The organism is Rhodococcus rhodnii NBRC 100604 (genome assembly GCF_001894925.1).
GTDB classification, from domain to species: Bacteria; Actinomycetota; Actinomycetes; order Mycobacteriales; family Mycobacteriaceae; genus Rhodococcus_F; species Rhodococcus_F rhodnii.
This window is the reverse complement of record NZ_BCXD01000010.1, coordinates 68,249-88,738: the sequence shown is the minus strand read 5'-3', so window position 1 is coordinate 88,738 and position 20,490 is coordinate 68,249. Positions and strand designations below refer to the sequence as shown.

Annotated in this window: 17 protein-coding genes; 9 read left to right on the top strand and 8 right to left on the bottom strand. The window is 70.9% G+C overall.

The features are described from left to right. Positions 1 to 51: 51 nt before the first annotated feature. The 5 genes from RR1_RS09200 to proB all read left to right on the top strand — a co-directional run bounded on the left by RR1_RS09200 (position 52) and on the right by proB (position 6,967). Positions 52 to 3,306: a translation initiation factor IF-2 N-terminal domain-containing protein gene (locus RR1_RS09200; RefSeq protein WP_040773241.1), complete on the top strand. Its 3,255-nt coding sequence runs from the start codon at positions 52 to 54 to the stop codon at positions 3,304 to 3,306. 227 nt (positions 3,307 to 3,533) lie between these two features. Then, positions 3,534 to 3,845, top strand: a complete 312-nt coding sequence (gene rplU, locus RR1_RS09195) for a 50S ribosomal protein L21 (protein WP_010838289.1) — start codon at positions 3,534 to 3,536, stop codon at positions 3,843 to 3,845. A 92-nt stretch (positions 3,846 to 3,937) separates the two neighbouring features. After that, positions 3,938 to 4,201, top strand: a complete 264-nt coding sequence (gene rpmA, locus RR1_RS09190) for a 50S ribosomal protein L27 (RefSeq protein WP_010838288.1) — start codon at positions 3,938 to 3,940, stop codon at positions 4,199 to 4,201. Between the two features lie 163 nt (positions 4,202 to 4,364). Next, positions 4,365 to 5,825: a GTPase ObgE gene (gene obgE / locus RR1_RS09185; RefSeq protein ID WP_040773297.1), complete on the top strand. Its 1,461-nt coding sequence runs from the start codon at positions 4,365 to 4,367 to the stop codon at positions 5,823 to 5,825. Then, on the top strand, positions 5,822 to 6,967 hold the full coding sequence (gene proB, locus RR1_RS09180; RefSeq protein WP_010838286.1) for a glutamate 5-kinase: 1,146 nt from the start codon (positions 5,822 to 5,824) through the stop codon (positions 6,965 to 6,967). Before obgE ends, proB begins: the two co-directional genes overlap by 4 nt. On the opposite strand, the gene RR1_RS09175 is transcribed toward proB, so the two are convergent. The 6 genes from RR1_RS09175 to RR1_RS09150 all read right to left on the bottom strand — a co-directional run bounded on the left by RR1_RS09175 (position 6,862) and on the right by RR1_RS09150 (position 13,503). Continuing rightward, positions 6,862 to 7,779 (bottom strand): NAD-dependent protein deacetylase, encoded by a 918-nt coding sequence (locus RR1_RS09175; RefSeq protein ID WP_371836783.1) that lies wholly within the window; start codon positions 7,777 to 7,779, stop codon positions 6,862 to 6,864. The two genes, proB and RR1_RS09175, sit on opposite strands and share 106 nt — an antisense overlap. Before the next feature lie 32 nt (positions 7,780 to 7,811). Continuing rightward, on the bottom strand, positions 7,812 to 8,780 hold the full coding sequence (locus RR1_RS09170) for a D-isomer specific 2-hydroxyacid dehydrogenase family protein (protein ID WP_010838285.1): 969 nt from the start codon (positions 8,778 to 8,780) through the stop codon (positions 7,812 to 7,814). A 47-nt stretch (positions 8,781 to 8,827) separates the two neighbouring features. Beyond that, positions 8,828 to 9,229 carry an ectoine synthase gene (locus RR1_RS09165; RefSeq protein ID WP_010838284.1) on the bottom strand — a complete coding sequence of 134 codons (402 nt, stop codon included), beginning with the start codon at positions 9,227 to 9,229 and terminating at the stop codon, positions 8,828 to 8,830. 42 nt (positions 9,230 to 9,271) lie between these two features. Next, on the bottom strand, positions 9,272 to 10,558 hold the full coding sequence (ectB, locus tag RR1_RS09160; RefSeq protein WP_010838283.1) for a diaminobutyrate--2-oxoglutarate transaminase: 1,287 nt from the start codon (positions 10,556 to 10,558) through the stop codon (positions 9,272 to 9,274). A gap of 97 nt (positions 10,559 to 10,655) precedes the next feature. After that, the gene (ectA, locus tag RR1_RS09155; protein WP_040773235.1) at positions 10,656 to 11,168 is read right to left on the bottom strand and encodes a diaminobutyrate acetyltransferase; all 513 of its coding nucleotides are present in this window, start codon (positions 11,166 to 11,168) and stop codon (positions 10,656 to 10,658) included. 178 nt (positions 11,169 to 11,346) lie between these two features. Then, a complete protein-coding gene (locus RR1_RS09150; RefSeq protein WP_051111164.1) occupies positions 11,347 to 13,503 on the bottom strand; it encodes a RecQ family ATP-dependent DNA helicase in 2,157 nt (718 codons plus the stop codon). Positions 13,504 to 13,739: 236 nt separating this feature from the next. Here RR1_RS09150 and RR1_RS09145 point away from each other — a divergent pair, with 236 nt between their 5' ends. Continuing rightward, entirely contained in the window at positions 13,740 to 14,138 is a 399-nt protein-coding gene (locus RR1_RS09145) for a hypothetical protein (RefSeq protein ID WP_143153778.1), read from the top strand. Positions 14,139 to 14,149: 11 nt separating this feature from the next. Here the strand turns inward: RR1_RS09145 and RR1_RS09140 are convergent, their stop codons facing one another. After that, complete coding sequence (locus tag RR1_RS09140; RefSeq protein WP_010838279.1) at positions 14,150 to 15,019, bottom strand: ribokinase; 870 nt, start codon at positions 15,017 to 15,019, stop codon at positions 14,150 to 14,152. Positions 15,020 to 15,089: 70 nt separating this feature from the next. After that, positions 15,090 to 16,559: an MFS transporter gene (locus tag RR1_RS09135; protein ID WP_010838278.1), complete on the bottom strand. Its 1,470-nt coding sequence runs from the start codon at positions 16,557 to 16,559 to the stop codon at positions 15,090 to 15,092. A 233-nt stretch (positions 16,560 to 16,792) separates the two neighbouring features. Between RR1_RS09135 and RR1_RS09130 the strand changes: the two genes are divergently transcribed. The 3 genes from RR1_RS09130 to RR1_RS09120 are packed head-to-tail and all read left to right on the top strand — an operon-like array spanning position 16,793 to position 20,485. Beyond that, a complete protein-coding gene (locus RR1_RS09130; RefSeq protein ID WP_040773229.1) occupies positions 16,793 to 18,067 on the top strand; it encodes a glutamate-5-semialdehyde dehydrogenase in 1,275 nt (424 codons plus the stop codon). 52 nt (positions 18,068 to 18,119) lie between these two features. Next, positions 18,120 to 19,001, top strand: coding sequence for an AAA family ATPase (locus RR1_RS09125; protein WP_010838275.1), 882 nt, complete (start codon positions 18,120 to 18,122; stop codon positions 18,999 to 19,001). A gap of 11 nt (positions 19,002 to 19,012) precedes the next feature. Then, positions 19,013 to 20,485, top strand: a complete 1,473-nt coding sequence (locus RR1_RS09120) for a vWA domain-containing protein (protein ID WP_010838274.1) — start codon at positions 19,013 to 19,015, stop codon at positions 20,483 to 20,485. Positions 20,486 to 20,490: the final 5 nt, after the last annotated feature.

Here is a 20,490-nt window from a genome sequence, read left to right as displayed (position 1 = left end):
GTGTGGCCGCGTGCGCCGATGACGCCGCGCCCGGGGGCCCGAGGAGATCACGTGGCCGATCAAGTGCCGCCCACCGAGCCGACGAACAACGGCTCGGCAGACGAGACGTCCGCTCCAGCCCCGCTGCCCGAGAAGATGCGGGTCCACGCGCTGGCGAAGCTGCTCGGCGTCACCAGCAAACAGGTGCTCGCCGAGGCAACCGAGCTCGGCGCCGAGCTGCGCACTGCGCAGTCGAGCATCACGCGCGACCTCGCCGAGCGGGTTCGCGACGTCTTCGCGCCTACTGCGGCCCCCGGGACCGCAGCACCGGCGGAGACCGCACCCGCGGCTCAGGAGCCCGTAGTCGAGCCCGCGCCCGCTGCCGAGCCGGCGGAGGCCGCGGAGACGGCAGTGGCGGACGCGCCCGAACTGGATCTGGGCGCCGAGCCCACCCCGCCGCCGCCCGCGGCACCGGTCAACCGCTCGCCGCTGTTCCTGCCGTCCGACCCCACCGCCGCGCCCCCGCGGCGTCCCGAACCCACGCCGGCACCCGAACCCGCACCTGCGGCCGACGACGCCGCGAGCGATACGCGGCCGGCTGCCGACAGCGAGGGCAGCGACGACGGTGACGACGGCGAGCACCCGAAGCGTCGCCGCCGCGGCCGTCGTGGCCGTGGTCGTGGCCGTGGTCGTGGCCGTGGTGAACAGGGCGCGGAGCGGTCCGACTCCGGATCGGACTCCGGTGCGCAGGCCGAGGGCAGCGCCGGCACGGACGACACCGCGTCGACCGGCACCGCCGAGTCGACCGACGGGGCCGCGGACGCGGGCACGGATGCCGCCACCCAGGGTGGCGAGTCCGGCGGGTCGAAGCGCAGCCGCGGTGGCCGCCGGAAGGGCGGCGAGTCCGCTGCGGACGCGACCACGACGGAGGACGCCGCCGAAGGTTCGGGCAAAGCCTCGGGCGAGAGCGACACGAGCGAGCAGGCGTCGGGAGAACAGTCGGACGGCGAGACGACCTCGGCCGACGCGGGCGAGGGCGAGGCGAAGCCCGAGGGCGGCAGTTCGCGCCGTCGCCGCCGTCGGCGCCGCAAGAGCGGTGACGGATCGGACACCACGACGTCGTCCGACGACGACCCGCCCAACACCGTCGTCCACGAGCGCGAGCCGCGCGGCAAGTCGAAGGCGCGCGACGAGGTCCAGGGGATCTCCGGCTCGACCCGCCTCGAGGCGAAGCGTCAGCGCCGTCGTGACGGCCGCGATGCAGGCCGCCGTCGTCCGCCGATTCTCACCGAATCCGAGTTCCTCGCGCGCCGCGAGGCGGTCGACCGCGTCATGGTCGTGCGCGACCGCGACACGGGCGCGCATCCGCACGCCGCGACGCAGGTCGGTGTCCTCGAGGACGGGATCCTCGTCGAGCACTTCGTGACGACGACGAGTTCGCCGTCGATGGTCGGCAACGTCTACCTGGGCCGCGTCCAGAACGTGCTGCCGTCGATGGAGGCGGCGTTCATCGACATCGGCCGCGGCCGCAACGGCGTGCTGTACGCGGGCGAGGTCGACTGGGACGCTGCCGGACTCGGTGGCAACTCGCGCAGGATCGAGCAGGCGCTCAAGCCCGGCGATCAGGTCCTCGTGCAGGTCAGCAAGGATCCGGTCGGGCACAAGGGCGCCCGGCTGACGACGCAGATCTCGCTCGCGGGCCGGTTCCTGGTGTACGTGCCGGGTGGCAGCTCCACGGGGATCAGCCGGAAGCTGCCGGACACCGAACGCAAGCGGCTCAAGGAGATCCTCCGCGAGGTCGTGCCCGCCGAGGCCGGCGTGATCATCCGCACCGCGGCGGAAGGCGTCAGCGAGGAGGAGATCGCACGCGACGTCCAGCGGCTGCAGGCGCAGTGGGAGAAGATCGAGACGCAGTCGGCGGACGCCAAGGAGAAGCGGTCGGGTAACCCCATCGCCCTCTACGAGGAGCCGGATCTGCTGGTCAAGGTCGTCCGCGACCTGTTCAACGAGGACTTCTCGCGGCTCGTCGTCGAAGGCGACCGCGCGTGGGAGACGATCCACGGCTACATCGAGTCGGTCGCACCCGACCTGCTGCCGCGACTCGAGCAGTACTCGGCCGAGGGGGGATCGGGTGACGTGTTCGCCCATCACCGCATCGACGAGCAGCTCGCGAAGGCACTCGATCGCAAGGTGTGGCTGCCCTCGGGCGGCACCCTCGTCATCGACCGCACCGAGGCGATGACGGTCGTCGACGTCAACACCGGCAAGTTCACGGGCTCGGGCGGCAACCTCGAGGAGACCGTGACGCGGAACAACCTCGAGGCCGCCGAGGAGATCGTGCGCCAGATGAGGCTGCGCGACATCGGCGGCATGATCGTCGTCGACTTCATCGACATGGTCCTCGAGTCGAACCGGGATCTCGTGCTGCGCAGGCTGACCGAGGCGCTGGGACGCGACCGCACCCGGCATCAGGTCTCCGAGGTCACCTCGCTCGGCCTGGTCCAGATGACCCGCAAGAAGCTCGGCACCGGACTCGTCGAGGCGTTCTCGACGCAGTGCGAGACGTGCCACGGCCGCGGCATCCTCGTCCACGCCGATCCCGTCGAGCAGAAGACCTCCGACGACGGACGCTCGGGTTCCTCGCGCCGCAAGCGCAAGGACAAGGGCGGTTCGGATCAGAACGGGAAGCCTGCCGCCGGTAAGGACGGCGGCGGCAAGGAGTCCGGCAAGGGCGGTCGTGACCGCCGCGACGACGCCGACGACGCGACTGCCGGCAAGCCGGGCGGCGACAAGCACGCCGACAAGCACGGGTCCGACAAGCAACACGGCGAGAAGGCGGGGCCCGACAAGGCCGCGCATCCCGTCGCCCTCGCGATGGCCGGGCACGGTCCGCACGCCGAGGCTCCCGCCGACGCCGAGGACGCCGCACCGGTGGACGAGATCGCCGAGGACGCGGTGGCGGTCGCCGAGGCGACCGATGCCGTCGCCGCGGTCGCCGAGGCCGAGCGTTCGGAGGCCGTGGTCGACGAGGTCGCCGTGGCAGAGACCACCGTCGAGCCTGTCGTCGCCCGTGAACCCGCCGCCGTTCCGGAGTCGGAACCGGCCGAGCCCGCGGCACCCGCACCGCGTCGTCGTGCACGTCGTGCGTCTCGTGCGTCGTCCGCTCCGGCGGAGGCCGCGGCGCAGGGCACGGTCTTCGTCGTCCCGACGCCCGAGGCCGAGGAGCCCGCCGCGGCCCCGGTCGAGGTGCAGGAGGTCGCCGTCGTGAGCAAGCCGCGTCGTCGTAGGGCCGCCGCGAGGCCCGCGGGCCCGCCCGTCGACGGCTGAGCAGGGCGCGAGCGCGCGGGAGCGCGGGCGCCGGGCGTATTTTGTTCGGCGTACCGCTCTCGTGTAACCTTGAACAGTCGCACGTCGGCGACCGGGTTCAACTGTGCCCCTGTGGGGCTGACAGGCGCGTTGCTCGCTGCGAGCCCGTACGCGTGGCGACCAACAAGACCAGTCGCGTCCGACGAGGACGCGAAACAAGTTCGAAGGAAGCAAGGGGTAGCCCTCCGATGGCAACGTACGCGATCGTCAAGACCGGCGGAAAGCAGTACAAGGTCGCTGCCGGCGACCTCGTCAAGGTCGAGAAGATCGAGGGTGAGCCCGGCACGGCTGTCTCGCTTGCTCCGATCCTCGTCGTCGACGGCGCAGATCTGACGACGGACGCCGACAAGCTCGCGAAGGTCGCCGTCACCGGCGAGATCGTCGAGCACGTCAAGGGCCCGAAGATCCGGATCCACAAGTTCAAGAACAAGACCGGCTACCACAAGCGTCAGGGTCACCGGCAGAAGCTGACCGTCCTCAAGGTCACCGGCATCAAGTAGTCCTTCGTCCCACGCGGCGAGTCCGCGCGAGACACCCTCGTTCTTCACGAGGCTTCGTCTTCATCTCGCTTTCACCCTGAGGAGGGTCGGTCATGGCACACAAGAAGGGTGCATCCAGCTCGCGCAACGGTCGCGACTCGAATCCCCAGTATCTCGGCGTCAAGCGCTTCGGCGGCCAGACGGTCAACGCCGGCGAGATCCTGGTCCGCCAGCGCGGCACGCACTTCCACCCCGGTGTGGGCGTCGGCCGTGGCGGCGACGACACGCTGTTCGCCCTCTCGGCCGGTGCGGTCGAGTTCGGCACCAAGCGCGGTCGCAAGACCGTCAACATCGTCCCGGCTCCGGCGCAGGCCTAGTCCGCAGCCGAAGCACGACGAGCTCTTCAACAGGGGCGGACCGGGTACTCCGGTCCGCCCCTGTCGTGTTCGAGGACACCGTTCGTGTTCGACAACCCCGATCGTGTCCGGCGACACCGTTCACGATCACCACGCCGGTGCCCCGGCAGGAAAGGTTTCACCCATGTCTCGCTTCATCGACCGCGTGGCGCTGCACGTCAGCGCAGGTAAGGGCGGGAACGGGTGTGCCTCGGTGCACCGCGAGAAGTTCAAGCCGCTCGGCGGGCCCGACGGCGGCAACGGCGGCCGTGGCGGCGCCGTGATCCTCGAGGTCGATCCGGGCGTGCACACGCTCCTCGACTTCCACTATCACCAGCATGCGAAGGCCGAGAACGGCACGCAGGGGATGGGCGGCAATCGCAGCGGCTCCAACGGCGACGATCTCGTCCTCAAGGTGCCCGACGGCACCGTCGTCCTCGACCCGGACGGCACGGTGCTCGCCGACCTCGTCGGCGTGGGTACACGCTTCGAGGCGGCGAGCGGCGGCCGTGGTGGTCTCGGCAACGCCGCGCTCGCGTCCAAGGCCCGCAAGGCGCCGGGCTTCGCGCTGCTCGGTGAGGCCGGCGTCGAGCGCGATCTGGTCCTCGAACTCAAGTCGGTCGCGGACGTCGGCCTCGTCGGGTTCCCGTCGGCGGGCAAGTCCTCGCTCGTGGCGACGCTGTCGGCCGCGAAGCCGAAGATCGCCGACTACCCCTTCACGACGCTGACGCCGAACCTCGGTGTCGTGTCGAGTGGCGACACGACCTTCACGATCGCGGACGTCCCCGGTCTCATCCCGGGCGCGAGCGAGGGGCGCGGACTCGGACTCGAGTTCCTGCGGCACCTCGAGCGCACCGCGGTCCTCGCGCACGTCGTGGACTGCGCGACACTCGAGCCCGGCCGTGACCCGATCTCCGACGTCGACGCCCTCGAAGCGGAACTCGCGGCGTACAAGCCCGCGCTCGACGCGGACTCCGGCCTCGGCGATCTCGCGGAGCGGCCGCGCATCGTCATCCTCAACAAGGTCGACGTGCCCGAGGCCGCCGAACTCGCCGAGATGGTGACGCCCGACTTCGAGGCACGCGGGTGGCCCGTGTTCTCCATCTCGACGGTGAGCCACTCCGGGCTGCGCCCGCTGACCTTCGCGCTCGCGAAGCTCGTCCACGACTACCGCGAAGCGCACCCGCCGGCCGAGCCGGCTCGGCAGGTTCTGCGTCCTGTCGCGCGCAACGAGGCGGCGTTCACGGTGGTACCCGATCCCGAGACCCCCGGTGGGTTCGTGGTGCGCGGTACCCGCCCCGAGCGGTGGGTCGCGCAGACGCAGTTCGACAACGACGAGGCCGTCGGCTACCTCGCCGACCGGCTCGCGCGGCTCGGCGTCGAGGACGAACTCGTCAAGCAGGGCGCCCAGCCGGGTGCGTTCGTCACGATCGGCGACGTCGGATTCGAGTGGGAGCCACAGACTCCCGCAGGTGTCGACATCACGCGCACGGGCCGCGGCACGGACGCCCGCCTCGACCAGGTCGACCGCATCGGCGCGGACGAGCGCAAGCACGCGAGGCGGGTGCGCCGCGGACTCGTCGACCCCGACGAGGACACCGAATGACCGCGGAGAAGACCACCACCGCCGACGGCGAGGCGGCCCGGACCAGTACGACCCGCACGACGATCGCGAACGCACACAGCGTCGTCGTGAAGATCGGGTCGTCGGCGATCACGAGCATCGTCGACGGGCTCGACGTCGCGCGGCTCGATCGGCTCGTCGACGCGATCGAGGCGCGCATGCGGGCGGGGTCGGACGTCGTCGTCGTGTCCTCGGGCGCGGTGGGTGCCGGGCTCGCTCCGCTCGGGCTCGTCACGCGCCCGCGTGATCTCGCGACGAAGCAGGCAGCCGCGAGCGTCGGTCAGCTCGCGCTCGCGAACGCGTGGGGAGCGTCGTTCGCGCGCTACGGACGCACGGTGGGGCAGGTGCTGCTCACCGCCGACGACATCGCGCGGCGCACCCAGGCACGCAACGCGACGCGGACGCTGGACCGGTTGCGGTCGCTGCACGCGGTCGCGATCGTCAACGAGAACGACACCGTCGCGACGGCCGAGCTCCGCTTCGGCGACAACGACCGGCTCGCGGCCCTCGTCGCGCACCTCACGCGCGCGGACGCCCTCGTCCTGCTGTCGGACGTCGACGGGCTCTACGACGGCGATCCGCGCAAGGGGAACGCGAACTTCGTTCCCGAGGTGAGTGGCCCCGAGGATCTCGACGGTGTCGTCGCGGGTGCGGGTGGGACGCTGGGCACCGGGGGAATGGCGTCGAAGCTCTCGGCGGCGCGGCTCGCGGCGGACGGCGGCGTCCCGGTCCTCCTCGCCGCCGCGTCCGATGCCGCCGCGGCACTGGGCGATGCGGAGGTCGGGACGGCCTTCGCGCCGCGTCCGACCCGCATGACGGCTCGCCGGTTCTGGGTGCGGCACGCCGCGGACGAACACGGCGCGCTGCACCTCGACGCAGGTGCCGTCGAGGCCGTGGTCGGCCGGCGAGGGTCGCTCCTGCCCGCCGGCGTGACGGCGCTGTCGGGGATCTTCTACGGCGGCGACGTCGTGGCGCTCGTCGGACCCGACGGGCGGACCGTGGCGCGTGGCGTCGTCGCCTACGACGCCGCCGAGGTCGAGGAGATGATCGGCCGCTCGACACGTGACCTGCCGCCGGAGTCGCGGCGCCCGCTCGTCCACGCGGACGATCTCGTCCGGTTCTGATCCGCGAGGGCGCGAAGCGTCTCGCTGCAGCCCGCGTCCACCGTGAGCGTCGCGAGCGGATCACCGCGTGTCACACCACGATTGACGATCGCCACCGGGATCCCGCGGCGATGGGCGTGACGGACGAACCGCAGCCCCGACTGGACCGTGAGCGACGATCCGACGACGACGAGCGCATCGGCGTCGTCGACCATCGAGTAGGCCAGGTCGACGCGGGGGCGTGGCACCGTCTCGCCGAAGTACACGATGTCGGGCTTGAGCATCCCCCCGCAGCGCGGGCAGTCGACGATGGTGAACTCCACCGAATCCGGAACGACGGCGTCGGCATCCGGCGCGACCTCGATGGCGCCCTCACCGGCGACGGCGCGGGCGAACCCCGGATTCGCCTCCTCGAGCAGTTCGGCGAGGGTGTGCCGGGACATGCGATGCGCGCACTCCAAGCACACGACCTGAGCGTACGTCCCGTGCAGGTCCACGACGGTGCGGCTGCGTGCCTTGGTGTGCAGCAGGTCGACGTTCTGCGTGACGACGCCCGAGACAACCCCGGCGCGCTCGAGTTCGGCGAGCGCGAGGTGGCCGTCGTTGGGGCGCGCGGCGTCCATGTGCCGCCAGCCGAGGTGATTGCGCGCCCAGTAGCGGTTCCGGAACTCCGGGTCGCCCACGAACTGCTGGAAGGTCATCGGATTGCGCGGGGGAGACGACGGTCCGCGGTAGTCGGGGATGCCGGAGTCGGTCGAGACGCCGGCGCCCGTGAGCACGCACAGGCGGCGTCCGTCGAGAAGGTCCCTCAGCCGATCGATCACCCTGTCCAGGGTAACCGCGGTCGGCGGTGCGCCCCGGGCGCTCAGTAGCCGGCGGCGGGATCGATCTGCGCGTGCAGCGGCTCTCCCGCGACGAAGCGGGCGACGTTCGCCTCCACGTGCCGCGCGAGCGCGGCCTCCTGCACGGGCCACGGGTTGGCGACGTGCGGTGTCACGATCGCATTGGGCAGCGTCCACAGCGGATGCCCGTCGGGGAGCGGTTCGGGATCGGTGACGTCGAGCGCTGCGCCGCCGATCGTCTCCGCACGCAGCGCCTCGACGAGTGCGTCGGTGTCGACGAGGGAGCCGCGGGCGATGTTCACCACCCACGAATGCGGGCGGAGCCGAGCGAGTTCGGCGGCACCCACGATGTGACGTGTCCGGTCGGTCGCGGGCGCCGCGACGACGATGTGGTCGACGTCGTCCCACAGCGAGTCGATCTCCGACGTGGGAATCGTGCGACCTGCGCCTTCGACCTCGCGGCCGGAGCGGTTCACCGCGATCGTGTGGGCGCCGAGCGGCGCGAGCATGCGGATGACGGTGCGGCCGATGCCGCCGGCCCCGACGATGCCCACCGTCGCGCCGTGCAGGGTGCGGGTCGTCTCGCCGGAGTCCGTGGTCCCCGACTTCGCGTCGTCGTCCCACGACGTGCGCGCGAGATAGGCGGGAAGCCCACGTACCCCGGCCAGGAGCAGCATGAGCGCGTGTTCGGCGACGGTGTCGGAGTACGCGCCCGCCGCCGACGTCCAGGTGAGCCGCGTCCCGGGGGTGATCACGCCCGAGGTGAACCAGCTCTCCACGCCCGCCGAGGGCAGCTGGACCCACTCGAGGCCGTCGGGAAGCGAGGTGGGGAAGTCGTCGGCGCCGCCGAGCCACACGAGACCCCGGGCGTTCTCCGGAACGGTGCCGTCGTGGGTGAGAACGACGTCGGCCCCGGCGCGCCGAACCGATTCTTCGATCGGGTCGTTCGCGTCGGGGCCGAGTGCGATCACGGGTCGATCGGTGGATGCCATGACTCGACGGTACGTCGGGCCGGCCGCGCCGTGTGATCGACGAGCGATCAGGCGGATTCCTCGACGATGAGCGGGTAGACGCCGTTCTCGTCGTGGACCTCGCGCCCGGTGACGGGCGGGTTGAACACGCACAGCATGCGCATCTGCGTGTCGGGCTCGACGCGATGCCGCTCGTGCCCGTCCAGCAGGTACATCGAGCCGGGGGCGAGGGCGTACTCCTCGCCCGTCTCGAGATCGGTCAGCTTCCCGGTCCCCTCGACGAGCCATACGGCCTCGATGTGGTTCGCGTAGTGGAAGTTGTTGACGGATCCGGCCTGGATCGTCGTCTCGTGGAACGAGAACCCGACCTTGTCGTTCGCGAGGACGATGCGCTTGCTGCGCCAGTTGCCGTCCTCGCTCTCGACGTCGCGCTCGGTGCCGGTGATGTCTGCGGTGGTGCGAACGATCATGCGATGAAACTCCTCACGTGTGCGGGTGCCGGACGGCGCGACTCAGCTGCAGACCTTGACGGTCGCTTCTGCGAGGATCCCCAGACCGCGGTCGAGTTCGTCCTCGGTGACCGTGAGCGGCGGGAGCAGCTTGACGACCTCGTCCGACGGGCCGGACGTCTCGGCGAGCAGGCCCTCGTCGAACGCGATCGAGCAGACCTTCGACGCGTGATCGGGGTCCTCGAACACGAGTCCCTGCACGAGTCCGCGGCCACGATGGCTCACGCCGGTGGTCTTCGCGGCGAGCTCGTCGAACGCGGCCTCGATCTTCGCGCCCTTCGCAGCCGTCTCGGCGGGGAGCGTGGTGTCCGGGCCCCAGTAGGTGTCGAGGGCGGCCTTGGCCGTGACGAACGCCGGGTTGTTGCCGCGGAAGGTGCCGTTGTGCTCGCCCGGCGTCCACACGTCGAGTTCGCGCTTGAACAGCGTCAGTGCGAGCGGCATGCCGTAGCCGCCGATCGACTTCGACAGCGTCACGATGTCGGGAACGATGCCGGCCTCCTCGAACGAGAAGAAGTTGCCGGTACGGCCGCAGCCCATCTGCACGTCGTCGACGATGAGCAGAATGTCACGGCGAGCGCACAATTCGGCGAGCGCGCGCAGCCACTCGGCGCGGGCGACGTTGACGCCGCCCTCACCCTGGACGGTCTCGACGATGACGGCGGCGGGGCGGTTGAGCCCGCTGCCGGAGTCGTCGAGCACGCGCTCGAACCACTGGAAGTCCTCGGTGACGCCACCGAAGTAGTTGTCGAACGGCATCGGCGTCGCGTGGACGAGCGGGATACCGGCGCCTGCGCGCTTCATCGAGTTGCCGGTCACCGACAGGGCGCCCAGCGTCATGCCGTGGAACGCGTTGGTGAAGCTGATGATGGACTCGCGGCCCGTCACCTTGCGCGCGAGCTTGAGCGCGGCCTCGACGGAGTTCGTGCCGGTCGGGCCGGGGAACTGGACCTTGTAGTCGAGCCCGCGGGGCGCCAGCACATTGGTCTGCAAGCTCTCGAGCAGCTCACGCTTGGCGACGGTGTTCATGTCGAGCCCGTGCGTGATGCCGTCGCCGGTGATGTAGTCGACCAGCGCCTGCTTGAGGACGGGGTTGTTGTGGCCGTAGTTCAGCGCACCCGCGCCGGCGAAGAAGTCGAGGAACTCCTTGCCGTTCTCGTCGCGGATCCACGATCCGGACGCGGTGGTGAACGTCGTGGGCCATCCGCGGCTGTAGCTGCGGACCTCGGATTCGAGGTTCTCGAAGATGCTGTTGTCCGCGGTGGTTTTCGCGGCTTTCTCGGCTGTCGTCATGACGGTTGTTCCTCCATGGGGGCCTTCGGGCATGGGCCTGCGGGCCTTTTCGGTAGTTTCAGCCTGACTCGGCGGTATTCAGCCGGACGGGTTCTTCCTAGGCGATGCTGTACAGATCCTCCGCCTCGTGCCCTTCCGGAAAATCGTTGGGCGAGAAGAGATCCTGACGTGTGATCGTGCGGTCGCGATCTCGGGCCACGCCCGTGAACAGCGCGATGGACGCGGTGTTGTCGGGACTGATGGTGGTCTCGAGACGATCGATCCCCGCAGTGGCGACGTCGTCGAGCAGCGCGTGCAACATGCGGCCGGCGATACGGCGGCCACGTTGCTCGGAATCCACGGCGACCTGCCACACCATCAGGGTGTCGGGCGCGCTCTGGCGGCGGTAGCCCGTCACGAACCCGACGGGGCGGTCGTCCACGGTCGCGACGATCGACGTGTCGGCGAAATCGCGACACCACAACACGTAGGCATAACTCGAATTGAGGTCGAGGACCTCGGTATCTCTGGCGATCTCCCAGAGCCGGACTCCATCGGAGATCTGTGGTCGACGAAACTGCACCGCGTCCGGCGCGGTGGGCGGGGTACTACTCGTATATCCAGGCCTCATCGGAAACCCGAACGTAACAAGCTTCTTCGTTCATTTCACGGTTACACCCGGATTCGGGCGTTGCCGACCCGGGGCCGCCCCAGGTGAGACGCCTTTTGTGGTACCGATCACAATTCCGGGTTTCGTCACCGCTCTCCGACTCCGGGTGAGACGGTGTACGGCCCGCCGCGACGGCCGGTCAGCGCACCGACGCGAGCGCGAACGGCAGCACGGCGTCGGCCCCCGCGCGCAGCACCTCGTGTGCCGCGTAGGTGAGCGTCCACCCGGTGTCCGCGAGTGCGTCGACGAGCAGGACGGGGCCGTCGAGGTCCTCGAGTGCGGGGACCTCGAACGCATCGACGAGGCCCGCGACGCGGAGCGCCGAATTCGCTGCCGAGACGGGAGGGTGGTCGGGTCTGCGGCGCAGGACGCCGAGATCGCGCATCCGCCCGAGAGCGGCCACACGCTGCCCGAGCGACGCGGACAGCCGAGGGTGCGTCGCCGACTCGACCGCGAGCACGGACGTCGGACGCCGAGCCCAGTCCCAGGCCGCGAGCACCTCCACGACCGCCCGCATCAGCTGCGCGTCCGCGGGGTCGTCGGTGAGCGGACGGTCGGGGCCGTCGAGGAGCGGGCGCAGCCGTGCGCCCCATCCGAGGTCCGAGAGCCTGCCCACGACCCGGCCCGGTTCCGGGCCGTCGGAGATCCGTCCCGACAGCGAGACGCCGAGCTTCCCGAGCCCGGTGGGCCACTGCTTGCGCGGCGAGAGCAGCACTCCGGGGCGATCGAGCTGCGCGCGGGTGCGCTCGACGTCGCTGTCCGCGACCTCGACCCCGCGATGTGTGTTCGTGCAGTTGTCGCAGCGTCCGCACCGCGCGGCGTCCGGATCCGCGGCGACGTCGGGATCGTCGAGCTGACGTCGCAGGAACACCATGCGGCACTCGTCCGTCGCGATGTAGTCCAGCATCGCCTGCTGTTCGGCGCGGCGGGCCTCGTCGAGCCGGCCGTAGCGCGTGTCGTCGTACTCCCACGGCGCGCCGGTGGCGATCCAGCCGCCGCGCACACGCCGGACCGCGCCGTCGACGTCGAGCACCTTGAGCACCATCTCGAGTCGCGTGCGGCCGAGGTCGACGAGCGGTTCGAGGGCGGCGGTGCTCTGCGCGCGGTCGGTCTCGAGCGCATCCAGCACCGACCGCACGGTGGCCTCCGGCGGAAACGCGACCGACGAGAAGTACTCCCAGATCCGGCGATCCTCGGGGCCGGGCAGCAGCAGCACCTCGGCCCGCTCGGTCGCGCGGCCGGCACGGCCGACCTGCTGGTAGTAGGCGATCGGCGACGACGGCGCGCCGACGTGCACGACGAATCCCAGGTCGGGCTTGTCGAAGCCCATGCCCAGTGCGGACGTCGCGACGAGTGCCTTGACCTCGTTGTCGAGCAGAGCCTGTTCGAGCCCTTCGCGTTCGGTCGCCTCGGTGCGGCCGGTGTACGCGGCGACGGTGTGGCCGGCTGCGGTGAGCGTCTCGGCGAGGTCCTCGGCGGCCGAGACCGTGAGGGCGTAGACGATGCCCGACCCCGGCAGCTCGTACAGCGTGCGCGCGAGCCACGCGGTGCGCCGGGCGGCGTCGTCGATCGTGGTGACCGACAGATGCAGCGACTCGCGGTCGAGCGAGCCCCGGAGGACGAGCGTCTCGCCGCCGCCGACTCCGAGCTGGGCCGCGACATCGGCGACGACGCGGTCGTTCGCCGTCGCGGTGGTCGCGAGAACCGGTACGTCCGTACCCAATTCACCGACGAGCGTGCGAATGCGGCGGTAGTCGGGGCGGAAGTCGTGCCCCCAGTCGGACACGCAGTGGGCCTCGTCGACGACGACGAGGCCGGCGTCGGCGGCGAGGGCGGGCAGGATGCTGTCGCGGAAGTCTGGATTGTTGAGCCGCTCGGGGCTGACGAGCAGCACGTCGATCCGCCCCTCGCGCACCGCGGCGTGCACGTCGTCCCACTCGGTGACGTTCGCCGAGTTCACCGTCGCGGCGCGAACCCCCGCACGCTCGGCCGCGGCGACCTGATTGCGCATGAGTGCGAGCAGCGGCGACACGATGACCGTCGGCCCGAACCCCTGCTCGCGCAGCAGTGCGGCGGCGATGAAGTACACCGCGGACTTGCCCCACCCGGTCCGCTGAACGACGAGGGCGCGGCGGCGCTGCACGACGAGGGCTTCGATCGCGGCCCACTGGTCCTCGCGCAGCGATGCGCCGTCGCCGGCGAGTCCGCGCAGCAACTCGTCGGCGCGGGCGCGCAGTCCGCCCGCATGCCGGTGCTCGGCGGCCGTGGTGGTGTCGCGCGACGTCGTCTCGGTCATGTCCTCCATCGTGCCCGCCGTGACCGACACACGTGTCGCCGTCGTGCGACATCTGTGCTGCGGTTGGACGATCGTCCGAGGCTGCGAGAGCGGTGTCGATCACGTATGGGCTGGTGGAAGCGATACGTGAGCGTCCGACAGTTGAACAGCGCGCATTGTGTGGACGTCTGTCCTACTATGTGCGGCACCAGCGCGGCACTCTCGTTCTCGCCGGTGCTGCCAACGAGACGGAAGGCATGCAGCGTGTTCGCACACCCCGTATCCGCACTCCGGGCACCGCACTGTCCACTCCCGACGCGGCGAGGACGTCGATGACCCTCGCTCTCGTGCTGGGCCTGCTGTCTCTCACGTTCGCGGCCGTCGGGCTCGCGATCGTCGCCCAGGCCCGACGGGCCGGACCCTACGGCCGGTGCGCGGACCGCGCCGCGCCGGTCGTGGCCGCAGTCGCCGGCATGACGACGGACGAACTCGAATCGACCATCACCGAGCTTGCCGCCCGTGAAAGCGCTCTGCGCGCCGCGGGCGACGTCGAGGGAGCTCGGCGAGTCGGTTTCGACCGCTTCGTCTGCATGTCGGAGCTGCGGGCACGACCGGCGTCGCGGCCGGTCCGCGTCGACCGCCCCGAGGCGGTCTGACCGGGCCTCCGTCACATCGCCTCGATCTCGGCCCGTGTGGGCGCGCTGTCTGCGCCGCGACGTGTCGTAGCGAGTGCCCCTGCCGCGCAGCCGAACTCGAGTGCACCCTGCATGCGGTCTCGGTCGCCGGCGAGTTCCGCCCAGCGCACCCCGAACGCGCCGGTGAACGCGTCGCCCGCTCCGGTCGTGTCGACCGCCGTCACCTCGGGCGCGGGCACCCGGGTCTCGGTGCCGTCGGCCGAGCGGGCTCGGGCGCCCGATCGCCCCAGCGTCGTCACGACGTGGGGGACGGCCCCGAGGTCCTCCCGCAGTGTGCGTTCCTCGCCCTCGTTGACGACGAGAACGTCGACCACCGCGGCGAGATCGTCCGGAAGCCGCTGTACCGGTGAGGGATTGACGATCACCTCGGTGCCGTGACGCGCCGCGTGCCGGGCGGCCGCCGTGACCGCAGGCAGTGGGATCTCGAACTGGCACACCAGGACGTCCGCCGCGGCGATCAGGTCGAGGTCGGAGTCCGTGAGCGTGGTGACGGTGGAGTTCGCGCCCGCCGCGACGACGATCGAGTTCTCACCGGCGGAATCGACCGTCACGATCGCGACGCCGCTCGGGCCCCGCTCGGTGCGCAGTTCGCGGGTGTCGACACCCGCACCGGCGAGCGCGTCGCGCAGCATCGGGGCGAAGGCGTCCGAGCCGACGGCGCCGACGAAGGCGACGGTGCCGCCGGCCCGTGCCGCCGCGATCGCCTGATTCGCACCCTTGCCGCCCTGCCCGACGTCGAACGAGCGGGCGAGCACGGTCGCTCCCGGTCGGGGGAGTGCGTCGACTCGTGCCGACAGGTCCGCGTTGACGCTGCCCACGACGACGATGCGGGAGGGTGCCATGACGCGACCGTACCCAGCCACCGTGCCGCGGCACAGTGAACCCGGTACGACGGATCACCGGGCAGGGCGTTCAGCGCGGCTGGTAGGTGCGGTGTTCGAGGATCACCCGGCGCGCCTCGTCCTCCGTCGAGACCGCGGGCGGCGACCCCGCGAGGGGCTTGCGCGCGGTCTCGCGGATGCAGAACACCGCGATGCCACCGACGACCGAGGCGACCATCATGTACGCCGGTGCAGCGAGCTGCGAGTCGGTGACGCTGCCGAGTGCGGTGAGGACGAACGGGGTCGTGCCACCGAACACCGAGACCGCGACGTTGTAGCCGATCGACAGTCCGCCGTAGCGGATGCCCGTCGCGAACAGCGCCGGCAGGACCGACGGGAAGACACCGACGAACAGCAGCAGCAGGCCGCCCAGGATCGCGAGCCCGACGAAGATCGAGAGGTAGCTGCCCATGCCGATGAGCAGGTACGCAGGCACCGAGAGAACGAAGAAGCCCGCGAAACCGAGATACAGCAACGGCTTTCGCCCCACGCGATCGGAGAGCCGTCCGACGAACGTGATGCCGATCATCATGACCAGCATGACGACGATCATGAGGATCAGCCCGTGTGACTCGTCGTAGCCGAGCGTCGAGTTCAGATAGGTGGGCATGTAGCTGAGCAGGCCGTAGTGCGCGATGTTGTACGCGGCGACGAGCAGGATGCACAGCACGAGTGGCCGCCAGTGATCGACGAGGGTCCGCTTGATCCCGGCCCCGGCGCTCTCGGCGGCGCGCGAGGCGTCCTCCGCCGCTTCGAGATGGCGGAAGGCGGGCGTCTCCTCGAGCCGCAGCCGGAGATAGAGGCCGATCAGCCCGAGCGGCCCGGCGACGAGGAACGGAATGCGCCACGCCCAGTCGACGAGCGCCTCCTCGCTCACGAGCGCCTGGATCGTCGTGACGAGACCGGCTGCGGCGACGTACCCGGCGAGCGTGCCGAACTCGAGGAAGCTCGCGAAGGAGCCGCGACGGCGGTCCGGTGCGTACTCCGCGACGAACGTGCTCGCGCCGCTGTACTCACCGCCCGTCGAGAAGCCCTGCAGCAGCCGGAGCAGGACGAGGATGATCGGTGCGGCGATGCCGATCGAGCCGTAGCTCGGCACGAGCCCTATCGCGAAGGTGCTCGCCGCCATGAGGACGATCGTCGTCGCGAGCACCTGTTTGCGGCCGATGCGATCGCCGAGCGGGCCGAAGAACAGCCCGCCGAGCGGCCGGACGACGAACGCAGCCGCGAAGATCGCGAACGTCGACAGCAGCTGTGCCGTGCCGCTGGCCTCCGGGAAGAACACCTTGCCGATGGTGGCGGCGAGATACGCGTAGACGCCGAAGTCGAACCATTCCATCGCGTTGCCGAGCATCGTCGCCTTCACGGCACGCTTGACGGCCTTCTCGTCGGTGAGCGTGACCTCGGGTGCGGCGTCGATCTCGGCGCGGGTGAGTGTGCGGCCCCGCCCGTCCCCGGACGTCTCGTCCTCGGGCGTCGCGTGCGGATCGTGTGGGTTCATCGCATGCGCGCTCCTCGCGCGCCGTCGCCGCCACCCCGGGGCACGTACCCGGATGCACGCATCTTCTCGTCACCCGTGTGGCGGTCACGCCGGTGTGAACCGGCCTTCGAGAGGCCGAATTTAACAGCGACCCGAGCGGCGTGGGGATTGCAAAAGCCCTGGTTGTCGGCTATATCCGATTCGTCCCGACCCGCGTGCGGCCGCCTCCCACGTCGGGTCGATATCCTGGATGCATGACCGCCGTCACGCCCACGCCCGCCGCAGCGGACGAGATCCGCGCGACCGTCCATGACGCGGCCCGCCGCGCCCGTGTCGCGTCGCGCCGGCTCGCGTTGCTCACGACCGCCGAGAAGAACGCGGCACTGCACGCGGCCGCGGACGCGCTTCTCGCATCGGCCGACGCCATCCTCACCGCGAACGCCGCCGACATCGACGCCGCGCGCGCCGCGGGAACCGAGGAGTCGCTCCTCGACCGGCTGCGGCTGACGGCCGCCCGGATCGACGGGATCGCCTCGGGTCTGCGCCAGGTCGCCGGGCTCGCGGATCCCGTGGGCGAGGTCGTGCGCGGCAGCACGCTGCCGAACGGTCTGCAGTTGCGGCAGGTGCGCGTGCCGCTCGGCGTGCTGGGCATGGTCTACGAGGCGCGGCCGAACGTCACCGTCGACGCGTTCGGGCTCGCGCTGAAGTCCGGTAACGCCGCGCTCCTGCGCGGATCGTCGTCGGCCGCGCACTCGAACGCCGAACTCGTGCGCGTCCTGCGCGAATGCCTCGCGGCGTCCGGGCTGCCCGAGGACGCGGTGCAGCTGCTGCCGAGCCACGATCGAGCGAGCGTCACGGCGCTGATCCAGGCGCGTGGCCTCGTCGACGTCGTCATCCCTCGCGGCGGAGCCGGGCTCATCGACGCTGTCGTGCGCGACGCGACGGTGCCGACGATCGAGACCGGCGTGGGCAACGTCCACGTCTACGTCCACTCGGCCGCCGATCTCGGCATGGCCGAGTCGATCGTGCTCAACGCGAAGACGCGCCGGCCGAGCGTCTGCAACACCGTCGAGACGCTCCTCGTGGACGCCGCGATCGCCGACACCGCTGTGCCGAGGCTGCTCGACGCGCTGCGTCGCAGCGACGTCACCGTGCACGGCGACCTCGACGGCCTCGTCCCGGCGACGGAGGAGGACTGGGCGAACGAATACCTGACCCTCGACATCGCGCTCGCCGTGGTCGACGACATGGACGCGGCGATCGACCACATCGACCGGTACGGTACGGGGCACACCGAGGCGATCGTCACGAGCGATCTCGCCGCGGCCCAGGAATTCACCGCGCGCGTCGACGCCGCCGCCGTCATGGTGAACGCCTCGACGGGCTTCACGGACGGAGAACAGTTCGGGTTCGGCGCCGAGATCGGCATCTCGACGCAGAAGCTGCACGCGCGGGGCCCGATGGGCCTGCCCGAGCTGACGTCCACGAAGTGGATCGTGTGGGGTTCGGGACAGACGCGTCCCGCCTGAGCCGCCGCGCTCACCCGCAGCATCATCAGCCGAACGCTCCCGAGGAGACCGCGTGGATCGAGCAGCACCCACCCAGGCGCCGGCGTTCACGAGTGTCGACGGCGTCGTCGCGAAGCTCGAGGACACCGGCTACCTGGCAGACAACGCGACGGCGACGGCGGTGTTCCTGGCAGATCGTCTCGGCAAGCCGCTGCTGATCGAAGGCCCCGCAGGTGTCGGCAAGACCGAACTCGCGCGCGCCGTCGCGCAGACCACCGACGCCGAACTCGTTCGTCTGCAGTGCTACGAAGGCGTCGACGAGGCCCGTGCGCTGTACGAGTGGAACCACGCCAAACAGATCCTGCGCATCCAGGCCGGGCAGGGCGGCGACTGGGACGCGGCGAAGGCCGACGTCTTCTCCGAGGAGTTCCTGCTGCCGCGTCCGCTGCTCACCGCGATCCGCCGCGACGATCCGACGGTGCTGCTCGTCGACGAGGTGGACAAGGCCGACGTCGAGATCGAGGGACTGCTGCTCGAGGTGCTGAGCGACTTCGCCGTCACGGTGCCCGAACTCGGCACCGTCACCGCGACGCGGCGCCCGTTCACCGTCCTGACCTCGAACGCGACGCGGGAGCTGTCCGAGGCTCTCAAGCGCCGCTGTCTGTTCCTGCACCTCGACTTCCCGGGCGCCGATCTCGAGCGGCGCATTCTCGCGAGCCGGGTGCCCGAGCTGCCCGAGGCGGTCGCGGAACAGCTGGTCCGAACGATCCGGGTGCTGCGCGGCATGGCGCTCAAGAAGGTGCCGTCGGTCGCCGAGACCATCGACTGGGGCCGCACGCTGCTCGCGCTCGGCCTCGACACGCTCGACGACGACGCCGTGCGGGCCACGCTCGGGGTGATCCTCAAGCATCAGCCCGATCACGTGCGCGCCGCCGCGGAGCTCCGGCTCAACTAGGGAGGTCGGACGTGGCAGCGACACCCGCCGCGGGCCTCGGGCCCTCGCCGCACGGGATTCCCGGACGGCTCGTCGACTTCGTCGCGGCCATGCGGCGCCGCGGCATCACGGTGGGGCCGGCCGAGACGGTCGACGCCGCCCGGGTGATGTCGGTCCTCGACCTGCTCGACCGCGAGGTGCTGCGCGAAGGACTCGCGTGCGCGCTGCTCCGGCGATCCACGCACCGGCCGACTTTCGACGCCCTGTTCGACCTGTGGTTCCCCCGCGCCGTCGGTGCCGGGACGAGCGACGGCGAGGACGGCGCGCGTGACGTCCCGCGGCGGCCGGACGGCTCGGTGGATCTCGACGCACTGCGCGAGACGATCGCCCAGCTGCTCACCGAGGACTCGGACGAGGCGGGACGTGCACTCGACCAGCTCACCGCGGCGATCGTCGGGGAGCTCGGGCGCTACGACTCGCCGAAGGGGCCGTCCTTCTCCGCGTATCAGGCGCTGCGCGAGCTCGATCCGGCCTCGCTTCTCGACAAGATCCTCGGTGGCCTGCTCGGCAACGCGCCGGGCGAGGGCAGCGACCCGGCGGGGCGCAGCACCGCGCGCTACGCCGACGAGGTCGCGGCCCGCGGTGCGGCGCAGCGGCTCGCGGACTTCCGGAACCGGATCGAGGACGAGACGAAACGCCGGACGGCGGAGCGGCTGGGCCGCGAACGCGTCGCGAACTACGGCGTCCCCGCACTCGCGGAGGAGGTCGACTTCCTGCGCGCGTCCGATCGCGAACTCACCGAACTGCGCCGCACCGTCGCACCACTCGCGCGGTTGCTCGCGAGCCGTCTCGCCGCGCGCCGTGCCCGGTCGCGGTCCGGTGCGATCGATCTCCGCCGGACGCTGCGGCGCTCGATGTCGACGGGCGGGGTACCGATCGATCTCGTCCAGCGCAAGCCCCGTCGCGCCCGTCCCGAGCTGGTGGTGCTGTGCGACGTGTCCGGCTCGGTCGCCGGCTTCAGCCACTTCACGCTGCTGCTCGTCGACGCACTGCGCGAACAGTTCTCCCGCGTCCGGATCTTCGCGTTCGTCGACCGCACCGACGAGGTCACGCGGTTCTTCGACTCGAACTCCGATCTCGGCGCCGCGATGTCGAGGATCGTGAGCGAGGCCGACATCGTCGGCTACGACGGGCACTCCGACTACGGATCGGCGTTCGCGACCTTCGCCGATCGCTTCGCCGATCGCTTCGCTCCCGCGATCACCTCGCGGACGTCGCTGCTCGTACTCGGCGACGCCCGCACCAACTACCGCGACCCCGAACTCGGGACGCTCGCGCATCTGGCGTCCGTCGCGAAGCACGCGTACTGGCTCAACCCGGAGCCGCGCGGACAGTGGGGGCTCGGCGATTCGGCGGCGGACGTGTACGGCGAGGTGGTGCCGATGCACGAGTGCCGTTCGGCGAAGCAGCTCGCCGACGTGGTCGCCGGATTGCTCCCGGTGTGAGCACG